At 69.3% G+C, this 11,970-nt stretch carries 8 protein-coding genes; 4 read left to right on the plus strand and 4 right to left on the minus strand.

What is annotated here, in order from left to right:
- Window positions 1–166 precede the first annotated feature (166 nt).
- Window positions 167–1,843: a nickel/cobalt transporter gene (locus tag C8E87_RS46475; protein WP_203720913.1), complete on the plus strand. Its 1,677-nt coding sequence runs from the start codon at window positions 167–169 to the stop codon at window positions 1,841–1,843.
- Window positions 1,844–2,290: 447 nt separating this feature from the next.
- Here the strand turns inward: C8E87_RS46475 and C8E87_RS29550 are convergent, their stop codons facing one another.
- Window positions 2,291–3,148, minus strand: coding sequence for a sulfotransferase domain-containing protein (locus C8E87_RS29550; protein WP_133876107.1), 858 nt, complete (start codon window positions 3,146–3,148; stop codon window positions 2,291–2,293).
- Between the two features lie 568 nt (window positions 3,149–3,716).
- Between C8E87_RS29550 and C8E87_RS29555 the strand changes: the two genes are divergently transcribed.
- Window positions 3,717–4,082 (plus strand): hypothetical protein, encoded by a 366-nt coding sequence (locus tag C8E87_RS29555; RefSeq protein WP_133876108.1) that lies wholly within the window; start codon window positions 3,717–3,719, stop codon window positions 4,080–4,082.
- A 355-nt stretch (window positions 4,083–4,437) separates the two neighbouring features.
- Here C8E87_RS29555 and C8E87_RS29560 read toward each other — a convergent pair whose 3' ends face one another.
- Window positions 4,438–4,923, minus strand: a complete 486-nt coding sequence (locus C8E87_RS29560) for a hypothetical protein (protein ID WP_133876109.1) — start codon at window positions 4,921–4,923, stop codon at window positions 4,438–4,440.
- Window positions 4,924–5,981: 1,058 nt separating this feature from the next.
- On the opposite strand from C8E87_RS29560, the gene C8E87_RS29565 reads away from it, so the two are divergent.
- A complete protein-coding gene (locus tag C8E87_RS29565; RefSeq protein WP_239080592.1) occupies window positions 5,982–7,964 on the plus strand; it encodes a cellulase family glycosylhydrolase in 1,983 nt (660 codons plus the stop codon).
- Between the two features lie 182 nt (window positions 7,965–8,146).
- On the opposite strand, the gene C8E87_RS29570 is transcribed toward C8E87_RS29565, so the two are convergent.
- A complete protein-coding gene (locus C8E87_RS29570) occupies window positions 8,147–9,952 on the minus strand; it encodes a sensor histidine kinase (RefSeq protein ID WP_133876110.1) in 1,806 nt (601 codons plus the stop codon).
- A 111-nt stretch (window positions 9,953–10,063) separates the two neighbouring features.
- Between C8E87_RS29570 and ku the strand changes: the two genes are divergently transcribed.
- Entirely contained in the window at window positions 10,064–11,107 is a 1,044-nt protein-coding gene (gene ku, locus C8E87_RS29575; protein ID WP_133876111.1) for a non-homologous end joining protein Ku, read from the plus strand.
- On the opposite strand, the gene C8E87_RS29580 is transcribed toward ku, so the two are convergent.
- Window positions 11,108–11,860, minus strand: coding sequence for a hypothetical protein (locus C8E87_RS29580; RefSeq protein ID WP_133876112.1), 753 nt, complete (start codon window positions 11,858–11,860; stop codon window positions 11,108–11,110).
- Between the last annotated feature and the right edge of the window lie 110 nt (window positions 11,861–11,970).

Here is an 11,970-nt window from a genome sequence, read left to right on the forward strand (position 1 = left end):
TTTCCCTGCCCGTTCGTCGGGAGGTCCGGCCGTGAGCCGTCCCGTTTCCCTGGTCCGGTCGTCTGGAGGCCCGGCCGTGAGCCGTCCCGTTTCCCTGGTCCGGTCGCCTGGAGGCCCCGCCGTGAGCCGTCTTGCTTCCCCGGTCCGGTCGTCTGGAGGACCGGCCGTGAGGCGTTCATGTTTCCGCCACCTGTTCCGTCTCGGAGGCCGCTCACTTCTTCGCCGGCTCCTGCTGACAACCGCGCTGGCCGTCGTGGGTTTCGTCGCGCTGCCCGCCGGTGTGGCCGCCGCTCACCCGCTCGGCAACTTCTCGGTCAACCGGTACGCAGGGCTCACCCTCCACCCCGACCGGATCGACGCGCTGGTGGTGGCCGACCTCGCGGAGCTGCCCACTTTGCAGGACTCGGCACCTTCATGCACCGAGGCGGCCACGGCGTTGCACGTTTCCGCCGACGGCGCCGCCCTTCAATGGACGATCAAGAACACTTCCCTCACGTACGCCGAAGGGGCCGGCGGACTGCGCACCACCCGCCTGGAATGCCGGCTCTCGGCACCAGTCGACATCTCCCGGCAACTACGCGTCGACGTCACCAACCAGTTCCGCGGTGACCGCATCGGCTGGCACGAGCTCGTAGCCAACGGCTCCGGCGTGAAGTTGCCCGATTCCCCACTGCCCACGGCAAGCTCCACCAACGAGCTGCGCAGCTACCCGACCGACCCCCTCGCCTCCCCGCTCGACACCCGCTCCGCTTCCTTCACGGCCACTCCCGATTCCAAGTCGTCCTCAGCCGTGTCCGGCGCTGCTTCAGCGACGGGCGCCCCCGCCTCCGGGTCGTCCTCAGCCTTGCCCGGCCCGGCCTCAGTCCCGGCCACCCCTGCCTCCGGGTCGGCCTCAGCCGTGCCCGGCCCGGCGTCAGCGCCCGCCGATGTGGAGGGGAACGGGTCGACCGGCCCGCTGGCCGCAGCCGAGCGCACGCTTGAGGGCCTGGTCGGCGGGAGGCAACTGACACCGCTGGTCGGTCTGCTGGCCGTCCTGCTCTCCCTGCTGCTGGGCGCAGCCCATGCCGCCCTGCCCGGCCACGGCAAGACCGTGATGGCCGCCTACTTGGCGGGAAGCCGCGGCCGCCCCCGCGACGCCGTCCTGGTCGGGGCCACGGTCACCTTCACCCACACGGCCGGGGTGATCGCCCTGGGCCTGCTCCTCACCAGCGTCTCCACCCTCGCCGGCGAGTCCGTCCTGGCCTGGCTGGGCGTCGTCAGCGGCGCCCTGGTCACCACCGTAGGCATCGGCGCCCTGACCGCAGCCCTACGCCGCCGCCACCGCCCCTTCGCAAACCACTCCCACCCCGAAGTGGCCTCCCACGAGAACAGCCACCTCCATGCCGAGGACGCTGGTCTCCGCGGCGGCGTCCGCGCGCGTACCGAACACGGTCATGACCACTCACATGTGGACGGGCGTCGTCGCGTGTTTCCGCACGGTCATCACCACGGGCACTCACACGCGCATGGCGACGGCCACGATCACGGTCCGGGCAAGTGGGGAATCGCCGGGCTGGGCGTAGCCGGTGGACTGGTGCCCAGCCCGTCCGCGTTGATCGTCCTGCTGGGCGCGGCGGCCCTGGGGCGTACGGTCTTCGGGGTTTTGCTGGTTCTCGCCTACGGCCTCGGCATGGCGGCCACGCTCACCGCGGCGGGCCTGCTGCTTGTCCGGCTGCGGCACCGCATCGAGGGACGCTGGCGGCTGGGCGACCGCTGGCGGGCCGTCTCCCCGTCCGCCACCGCGGCTCTGATCATCGTCGTGGGCCTCGGACTCGCCGGACGCGCTCTCACCGGCGTGGCATAACCGATCGCGAGCCACACCGCCCCGCGGCACCCATTCCCGATCCAGCGCCCACACGATCTCACGGCCGTCAGTCGCCAGTAGTCACTCGTCAGCCGCCAGTGAGGGCCCTCTGCCAGCAGCCCGTCAGCGATGGCCCTCCGCCGGTCAGCAGCCGTCAGCGGGGACCTGTCTCAGCCGTCAGGGGGGACCTGTCTCAGCCGTCAGCGGGGACCCGTCTCAGCCGTCAGGGGGGACCTGTCTCAGCCGTCAGGGGGACCTGTCTCAGCCGTCAGCGGGCCCCCGTCAGCCGTCAGCGAGGGGGCCGTCGGCCGGCTGAGACGGGTGAGGGGCCGATGAGCACCCGTCAGTGGGCGCCCGTCGGGGGCTGTCAGTCAGCGGCCGCCATTGAGCGGCCGCCGTGCACGTCCAAGTCCGTCGCACTCAGCGGTTGCCGTCATTTCGCGGTCGTCACTGATAGGACGGATATCCGAGCCGCTCGACGAGGTCGCCGCTTGCCTTGTTGAAGGCCTCGTAGATGTCGTCGTCGAAGTGGTTGGCCCAGTCGCCGGCCTGGCCCTTACGGTAGTGCGAGACCTTGCCCGTGCCCTGGCGCTCGTTCATCTTGCTGAAGCTGTACCGGTCGAGCACCGTGGCCAGGTCGTCGGCCGGCAGATTGATGCCGCAGTGCCGCAGCAGCGCTTCCATCTCGGCTGCCTGGTGTTCCCCGGTCAGGTCCTCGTACTTGACCAGCCGCACCTCGTCGGAGGCGGGCGCTTCGACCCACGAGCGCAGCGCGCCGAACCTGTTCTTCTTGGCCATGTCGCCGATCAGCCAGAGCATGCCTTCCTTGCGCGGCTTCTCGAGCAGGACCTTGCGAACCTCGAGCACGTCGCCCATCGGGCCGTGCGAGTTGCGCGTGGAGAAGTAGCTGGACACGACCACGTCTCGAGGGTCGCGCATGACGAAGAACGCGCGATACTTGTCGGGTTTCGGCATCTTGTCGAACCGGGGCCGCGGGAAGAACAACGACAGGCCGATGCGGTTGGCCGGCACCACGCGCGGGTGCTTCCAGCCGTAGAACCGCGGATCGTACGTCAGCAGCCCGGAGTGCCGATAGACGATCGGATCGCTGAACACTGCCTTGATCCACTGGCTGGCGGTCTTGCGTACCGCGCAGTGGTAGATGTTGGTGAACTCGCTTCGCGTCGCCACCGGCACCGTGATCCGCAGTTTCGCGTTGTACGCCTCGAGTTGCGCGCGCCGGGCCAGCACACGCACCGATTCCGGCGTGCGCTGCTTGGCGATCATCACAGCAGAGTTCAACATGTCCGAGCCCGTGTCCTTTGGGTACGAAAATCGCGGGTTCGCCTAAAAATGATCTTGATTGTCGTGGCGTCCAGGGACTTTACAACAAAATCGATCGAAATAGAGAGACCCTCTCCTGGGAGCTTCCTGAAAGCGCAAGCCCCCAGGAGAGGTAACGACGCAGCCCCGCCTCAGCCTCGCTCGCACATCATCCGGAGCGGTCACGAACTTTCGACGTGGTCCGGAGATGCGTGGTTGTGCCGAATCGTCGAACCGCTCGGCGCGGGTTCGGTCCGCCACCGGCGTCTGCCGGGCGCCGCGCCTGGTTTGCCGTCGGGTGCGTGGGTTAAATCGGGACACATGGTTCCAATGATCCTCGTCAACGCGTTCCTGCTCGGTCTTGCTCTCCTGTTCCTGCTCGCACTTCTCGCTCGCCGACAGCACGCCCAGGGCCTGGACCTGGCACCGGTGCTGACCTAGCCGCTCGAGGATCTCGCAGCCGAGGCGGCGGCAGTCGATTCCGCGGCGCAGTGGGCACAACGGCAGGCGGACGAGGTGCGTATCCGCGTCGACTCGGCGGAACAGGCACGTGACCAGGCCGAATGCCGCTATCGGGAGGCCCGGTACGGCCCTCGCCCCCGACGGCGACGAGCCGCGGCGTCTGGTGGAGCGCGCCGCCCTGGAGGCCTACCGGCGCGGTGACCTCACCGCCGCCCAGCTCGACGCCATCTGGCAACAGGTTCCCGCTGGCATCGATGCGCGCGAGAACGCGGTGCGGAGTGCTCGCCAACTGTACGAAAGCGCGTCAGCCGAGGCGGCGCGGGCGCGACAGCAGGCCTACGTGGCCGGCGTGGCCGCCGAGGTCCTGGCCGAGGAGAAGCGCGCGGCAGCGGACCGGCTCACCGCGGCCCGCCAATCCGCCGGTGCCGGCCTGCCCAGCCTGTTCGCCCCCTGACGGCGAAAGGTCGCTGCTCAGCCACGACTCCGGACGTCGGCGAGAATTCCCTGACCAACGCGCCGCTCGGCGTGCCCGACTTGCCCCTTCGCCGTCAACCGGGTCAACCCCGGACGCACGTCTCGTAGCCGTGCCCAACCGCACCCGTCCCGAACTCAGCCTCCGGCGGCTGCTGCCCGCGGTCCCGGCGAGAGTCCGGTGGCTGCTGCCCGCGGTCCCGGCGGGAGTCCGGTGGCTGCTGCCCGCGGTCCCGGCGGGACTCCGGTGGCTGCTGCCCGCGACCCGGCTGGACATCGGGCCGAAGCGCGTGTTCGCGTTGCCGGGGGGATGCCTGGTGGGGGTTGCGCCGGGGTGGTCAGTTGCAGTGGCGAGACACCGGGGACAGCCACTGGCTCATGGTGGTGCCCAGGGTCTTGTCCACGTCCTTCGTGGTCTTGATGGTGTTGAAGAACTTGGTGTCGGTCGACTTGGCGTGCATCGTGGTGGCGGCCTGCTTGCCGGCTGCCTTGAGGTCGGCGTCCTCGCTGGTGGCGGTCGCTTCCTGGACGGCGGTGGCGAACGCGGCCAGGGACTGCTGCGCGGCCGCGACGGTCTTGCGGTCGGCGACGAATTTGGTCAGGGCCTCGGCGAAGGGGGCCATGTTCTTGCCGTACACCTGACCCAGTGCCTCGCAGGTGGACTTGACCGCGGCGGCGGCGGTGGGAACCGGGGCGCCGGAGACGTTGGGCGCCGCGGTGGGGGAGCCGTTCATGGCGGTGCCGCAGGCGGAGGCGGTCAGCAGCAGGCCGCCGGCGAGGAGGGCGGTCGCTGCGCGGGCGGCGTACGGGGGCTTGCGGCGCATTGGGGATCTGACCTTCCTGGGGGAGAGGACGGCTCAGGAGCTGGGAGCGCTCCCATCGACCTCGCACCATACGACGCCGAGTGAGGTTTGTCGATTGCTTGCGACCGGCGAGCGCCGCCCTCCAGATCGCGGCGGCGGGCATTTCCGCAGGTCGACGCCTTCTGCTGGCCGGAGTAAGAGGGTGTCGTCGGGGTGGACGAAGCCGATTGCCATGCCAGAGCCTGCCTTGTTCGCGAACAGGCCGCCGGGTCGGAGTTCGGCTGGGGAGGGGGTTCGGCAGTCGGGGGCCGCGAACTTCGGGCGCGGTTGTTGGGGTCTTGGATTGTGGCGGGCCATGGCGGGAGAGAGCTCGGGGTGGGAGGGCAGCCCTGGGGGCGGTCGCCGTCGAGGGCCCGGGACTTCGGGGCGGTCGCCAGGCAGGGGTTTGTGGCGGGCGGGGTCGGTGGTTGGGGTTCGGGTGGGTGGTGGGTTGGAGTTGCTTCGGGAACGGTCTCCGGCGTGGTGCCTGTGGCGGGGGTGCACCCGGGTCGCGAGTTCGGGCAGGCGGGCTTGGCGGTCTAGGACTGGCGGCGGGAAGGCGGCTTTCTGGGGGCGGTCGCCGTCGAGGGTTCGAGTGAGCTGAGGGCAGGGGCCTTCGGGGCGGTCGCCGGGTAGGGGGCTTGTGGTGGGGGAGCGAACTGGCGGTAGTGGGTTCGGGTGAGCGGTGGGCCCGAAAGCTTCAGAGCGGTCGCCGGTTGAGGGCTGCGGCGGGGGCGGGTTCGGCGGTTGGGGGTTCGGGCGAGTCGAGGGCTGGGGTTGTTTCTGGAGTGGTCTCCGGGGTGGTGCTTGTGGCGGGAGGTGGGCCTGCAAGAGAGTCCGGGCACGCCGAGGGCTGAGGTGAGCTGGAAGCGGTTGAGGTGAGTGGCCGAGGGGCGTCGGAGGCAAGCGGCCCCGGTTGTGCAGGAATTTCGGCAGGTCTTGCATTTCTGGCGGCGAGCACATCAAATACTGTCAATGGGAGCGCTCCCAGAGACTAGATCCCAGCTAGCCCGATCCCCGTCCTCGATTCGGGAGTACATGTGTTTCTCAAGAGAGCAAGCAAGTGCCTGGCCGTGGCCGTCGGGCTCACGCTGGCGTTACCCGGTGCGGCCGGGGCAGCGGAGAAAACCGGTGCGGAGAAAACCGGCACAGCTGTCAACGTGCAACAACAAGCAGCGGCGGCGGCCGGCACTGACTGGCTGCATGTCGAAGGCAATCAGATCGTCGACGCCGCGGGCAATCCGGTGTGGCTCACCGGCGTGAACTGGTTCGGCTTCAACGCTACGGAACGGGTCTTCCACGGGCTCTGGTCGGCGAACATCACGCAGGTCACCAAGTCGATGGCCGACCGCGGCATCAACATCGTGCGGGTGCCGATCTCGACCCAGCTGCTGCTGGAATGGAAGGCCGGGCAGGCCACCGCGCCCAACGTCAACACGTACGCGAACCCGGAGCTCGAGGGCAAGAACAGCCTGCAGATCTTCGAGTACTGGATGAGCCTGTGCGAGACGTACGGGATCAAGGTCATGCTCGATGTGCACTCGGCCGAGGCCGACAACTCCGGGCACATCCACCCGGTCTGGTACAAGGGCACGGTCACGCCGGAGCTGTACTACCAGGCGTGGGAGTGGGCGGCGACGCGCTGGAAGAACAACGACACGCTGGTCGCGTTCGACCTCAAGAACGAGCCCCACGGTACGCCCAACGACCCCACCCGGGCGAAGTGGGACAACTCGACCGACGTCGACAACTGGAAGCACACCGCCGAAACGGCCGCGCGGCGCATCCTCGCCATCCACCCCGAGGTGCTCATCCTGGTCGAGGGCCAAGAGGTCTACCCGCGTGAGGGCAAGACCTGGAGCTCCCCGAACACCAACCCCGACCTGTCCCCGAACTACTACTACAACTGGTGGGGCGGCAACCTGCGCGGCGTCAAGGACCACCCGATCAACCTGGGCGCGAACCAGGACCAACTCGTCTACAGTCCGCACGACTACGGACCTCTCGTCTTCAACCAGCCGTGGTTCGACAAGCCTTTCGACAAGACCACGCTGACCGACGACGTCTGGCGGCCGAACTGGTTCTACATCCACGAGAACGGCACCGCGCCGCTGCTGATCGGCGAGTGGGGCGGCCGGCTCGGGCAGGACGCGCGGCAGGACAAGTGGATGACCGCGCTGCGTGACCTGATCGTCGAGCACAAACTGCACCAGACGTTCTGGGTGCTCAACCCGAACTCGGGCGACACCGGCGGCCTGCTGCTCGACGACTGGAAGACCTGGGACGAGCAGAAGTACGCCCTGCTCAAGCCGGCCCTGTGGCAGCACAGCAGCAAGTTCGTGAGCCTCGACCACGAGGTTCCGCTGGGCGGATCGGGCAGCACCACCGGCATCAGTCTGGGCCAGCGTTACAACGGCGGCGGCAACGGGGGCGACACCACCGCGCCGAGCGCTCCCGGCCAACCGGCGGCAACCGGCGTTTCCGGTACGGGCGTGACGCTGACGTGGGCCGCGGCGACCGACAACGTGGGTGTGACCTCGTACGACGTCCTGCGCGGCAGCACCGTGATCGCCACCGTCTCGGGCACCTCGTACGCGGTCACGGGCCTGACCCCGTCGACGGCGTACACGTTCAGTGTCCGCGCCCGCGATGCGGCCGGTAACGTCTCGTCCGCCTCACCGGCGCGCTCGGTCACGACCACGGCCGACAACACCGACCCGGGCGGCAACGGCGGCTGCGAGGCTGTCTACAAGACGACGACCTCGTGGAGCGGCGGTTTCCAGGCTGAGGTCACGGTACGCAACACCGGCGCCTCCGCAGGCACGCGCTGGACCGTGAACTGGACCTACCCGAGCGGCACCACCGTCGCCTCCCTCTGGAACGGCGTGCTGACAACCCCGGCCGTCACCGTCCGCAACGCCGACCACAACGGCGCCCTGGCCGCAGGCGCGAGCGCCACGTTCGGTTTCGTCGGCAGCGGCCCCGCCGCAACCCCGGCCCCGATCACCTGCACGCTCAGCTGACCAGGGTTTTCGGGCGTAACCACTTACGCACGTCGCCCGGGTGGGTTTCGCGTTCTGGACGCGCCAGCGGCCAGCGAAGCCCGCCCGGGCCCTCGGCGGGAGCGACGGTCTGTAACCCCCACCCCGCTACGACATCTCGAAGTTGATCTTTAATTGCAGGAGTGACGGCTTCCCCCACCCCGCTACGACATCTGCTTTTGACTTTCTGACTTTCTCTTGTGCTCTCCTGCCGGGACGGTGAACCAGAAGATGCTGCCGCCGCCGGGGTTGGGGTCGACGCCGACGCGGCCGTGATGCCGTTCGATGATGCGGTGCACGATGGCCAGCCCCAGCCCCGTGCCCGGGAAGTTCTCGCTCCCGCCGACCCGGGTGAACGCGTCGAACACCGACGCCCGGTCACGCTCCGGAATGCCGATGCCGTTGTCGCTCACCTCGCAGCGCCACCGCCCGTCGGACACCAGGTGACTGTCGATCAGCACGTGCGGTTCGCGGTCGGGCGGCGTGTACTTGAGCGCGTTGCCGATCAGGTTGTCGAGCACCTGCCGCAGCAGCGTCGGATCGCCGTAGACCGTGGGCAGATCGCCGACCACGACCTCGCACGGCCGGTCGCAGGCTCGCTCGCGGGTGATCTCCTCGGCCAGCCGGTGCAGGTCGACCGGCACGTGCGCCATCGAGCGGTTCTCGGCGGTGGCGTAGTCGAGCAGGTCGTCGATCAGCACCCGCATGTGGTCGGCGCCCTTGCGCAGCCGGGACAGGAAGTCACGCTGCATGTCGTCGAGCCGGTCGTACGCCTCCTCCTGCAGGAAGTCGGCGTAACCCATGATCCGCGCGAGCGGGCTGCGCAGGTCGTGCGCGACCACTCCGGCGAACCCGACCAGCTCCTTCTCGCGCTGCCGCAGCAGGTGCTCGACCTCTTCACGGCGGGCGATGTCGGTGCGCAGCGCGGCCGTGGCCTCGTCGACCTGGCGTAGCGCCCGGTTACGCGACGTCACGATGCTGCCGGTCAGCGCGACCAGCAGCGCCGTCAGCACGAGCCCGATCAGCCAGGCCGCCTCGTCGAGGCCCTGCTCACTGCCGACGAGCAGGCGGTCGGTGGCCTCCACCCGCAACTTCCAGGATCGCTGCGCCACGCGGACGGGGACCTCACGAGGCGGAACGTCCCGGTTCAGTGGGGTGCCGGTCTGCCACGTGGCCAGCGGCACGGCGACGCCGGTTCCGTCGTCGAGGAGCGTGACGGCCACCCGGTCACCGGCCGGCTCGGTCACGATCTCACTCAGGAAGTCTCCGCCGCGCACCCCGAGCACCAACCAGCCTCGGAACCGGCCGGTGTCCCCGGCCGCCGGTGACGTCGCGTAGATCGGGGCCACGAACACGAACGACGGCTGGCGGCGTTCGTGCGGCAGACTGCGGTCTTTCAGCAGCCGGTACGTGCGGCTGACGGTCACCCGGTGACCGGCTTCGGCAGAGTCCATCGCCTCGACGGCCTCGGCCGAGGCGGTCAGGTCAAGCCCCGCGGCCGACCCGGTTTCGTCCAGGGTCTTGTCGAGAACCGCGAACCGGTGCGGTCCGGGACCCCATGGGCGCAGGGTCAGCCCGTCGGCGCCGTGCCGCCGCCAATATGCCTGCAGGGCGGCGGGCTCGGAGGTGGGCACCACCATCGCGAGCCCGGTGCCGCCCGGGAACCTCCGCCGGTCGACCGCGGCCGTGATCGCGGTGAACTCGGCCGCTTGGAGGGACGCCTGCGCGCCGACGGCCGCGGCCATGTCGATCAGCGAGGCCGAGTAGCGGCTGACCTCGGCGGAGATCGCCTGCGAGATCAGGGTGGTGCGCTGGCCGACGGCCCGGTCCAGCCTGTCCTGCTCGGCGTTGTGCAGCGCGACGGCTGCCAGGGCCGTCCCGGCCAGCCCGACGACCGCCACCAGTACGAGCGCCACCAGCGACCGGCGCGTTCCCGTCCGCCGGGCGCTCTGAACGGCGCTGGGGGTCACATTTGCGAAAATACGCCCGATCCGCGGGGCTTCGCTCTGGTTCCGGGCGTTGGCCAGCTTGTTCTCAGACCTTTGCGTTTCCGCCGCGCCACCAGGGGTAACCGTGCGTACATGGCGAGACCGATCTGGACCGGAGCGATCACTTTCGGGTTGGTGTCCGTGCCCGTGGCCATGTACTCGGCCACGCACGACCACGAGGTCAGCTTCCACCAGTTCGAGAAGGGCACGTCCGACCGCATCCGGTACAAGCGGATCAACGAACGTACGGGCAAAGAGGTCGACTACGACAACATCGTCAAGGGCGCCGACGTCGGCGACGGCGATTACGTGCTGCTCGACCAGGAAGAACTCGACTCGGTGGCGCCCGGCCGCTCCCGAAGCCTCGACATTCACCGTTTCGTCGAACTGGCCGACATCGACCCGCTGTACTACCAGAAGACGTACTGGCTCGGCCCCGGCAGCGAAGACACCGCCAAGGTGTACGGGCTGCTGCGCGACGCGATGGCCGACAGCGGCCGCGCCGCCGTCGGCACACTGGTCATGCGCGGCAAGGAATACCTGACGACCATCCGCGCCGAAGGCAAACTGCTCGTCCTGCAAACCATGTTCTTCGCCGACGAGGTGCGCGACCCGGCCGACCAGGTCGACTCGCTGCCGTCCCGCAACAAGGCCAAGCCGGCCGAGATGCACATGGCCCAGCAGCTGATCGACTCGATGTCGGGCCCGTGGAAGCCGGCCGACTTCCGCGACACCTACACCGACCGCGTCAAGGACCTGGTCAAGGCCAAGGCCAAGGGCGAGAAGGTCAAAACAGCCGACCCGGCCCCGGAGCCGACCGCGGCGTCCGACCTGTTCGAGATCCTCCGCAAGAGCGTGGAAGCCGCTTCCCAGCGCCGGGCCACGTCGTCCTCGTCCACCTCGACGGCCAAGAAGTCGTCGGCCTCGTCAGCTTCGAGGAAGAAGTCGACCGGCCCGGCGGCGAAGAAGTCGACCGGCCCGGCCGCGAAGAAGCCGACCGGCTCGGGATCGAAGAAGCTGGACGTTGCCGGCATGTCGAAGGCCGACCTGCTCAAACTGGCCCGCAAACTCGACGTGCCCGGCCGCTCGTCGATGTCCCGCCCCGAGCTGGAAAAAGCCGTCCGCAAGGCCGCCTGATCAAACGCCCAGTGGTTCGGCCTTGGGTGCGGTGGTGCGTGTTTCGTAGGCGGTTGGTGGGCCGGACTGCTGCCAGCGGACGCCGATCACCGTGGCGCCGCGGAGGCGGGCGCCGGGGGCGTGGCCCTCGTAGGGTTCGACGAGCAGGGCGTCCAGGGTCTGGCGGGCGCCCGGCAGTGAACCCCGCAGGCTCACGGTCCGTAGTTCCCGGCCGAGCGTGATCGCTACGTCGCGTACACGCCGGTCTTGGTTGTGCGAGCCGGCGGTCAGGGCCGCGTCGATGCGGGTCCACAAGTGCCAGGAATCGTCGTCGAGCAGGAGGCGGGCCGCTCGATCGAGGGCCGAGCAGGTGATGTCGACGGCGGCTTCCTCGCCGAGCTCGGCCACCCATGACAGTTCCTCGGCGGCCGGCCGCGAGGACGGGGATTCGTGCAGCACGGTCGTGTAAAGCATGGCCAGGACGGTCTGCCGCCCGGGGCCGGAGTAAAGGACTCCGGCCGGCGTGAGCAAACGGGGGAAACGGGCCGTCAGGTGGGCGGCCCGGCCCAGTGGCAGATCGACCGCGTCGCGGGTGTCGCGGACCCGGGAGTGGAAGCCGCGTTGTTCGCGCTCCGCGAACAGCAATTGACGATGTTCGTTGGCCAGCAGGCGCGCGGCGACCGAATAGGCCACTCCTAGCTGGGCGGCGAGTGCGCGAATGGCGCGGCGGCGGGCGCGGTCGGGCACGGGGTGGCGTCGCTTCGTTCCGGTCATCGCTGTCCTCCCTGAAGGCCATCGTAGGGCGGCCGTTGTATGTTCAGGGGGCAGCGCGCCTGCACGAGCGGAGCGGGGCCACCCACGCGGGTCCCGTGTTCACGCCAAGA

The sequence above is a fragment of the Paractinoplanes brasiliensis genome, assembly GCF_004362215.1.
In the GTDB taxonomy this organism is placed as follows: domain Bacteria; phylum Actinomycetota; class Actinomycetes; order Mycobacteriales; family Micromonosporaceae; genus Actinoplanes; species Actinoplanes brasiliensis.

Coding starts and splice junctions, on each gene's coding strand:
- C8E87_RS29550 (WP_133876107.1), bottom strand. CDS start 3,148: ATGTTGAACTCTGCTGTGATGATCGCCAAGCAGCGCACGCCGGAATCG.
- C8E87_RS29560 (WP_133876109.1), bottom strand. CDS start 4,923: ATGCGCCGCAAGCCCCCGTACGCCGCCCGCGCAGCGACCGCCCTCCTC.
- ku (WP_133876111.1), top strand. CDS start 10,064: ATGGCGAGACCGATCTGGACCGGAGCGATCACTTTCGGGTTGGTGTCC.
- C8E87_RS29580 (WP_133876112.1), bottom strand. CDS start 11,860: ATGACCGGAACGAAGCGACGCCACCCCGTGCCCGACCGCGCCCGCCGC.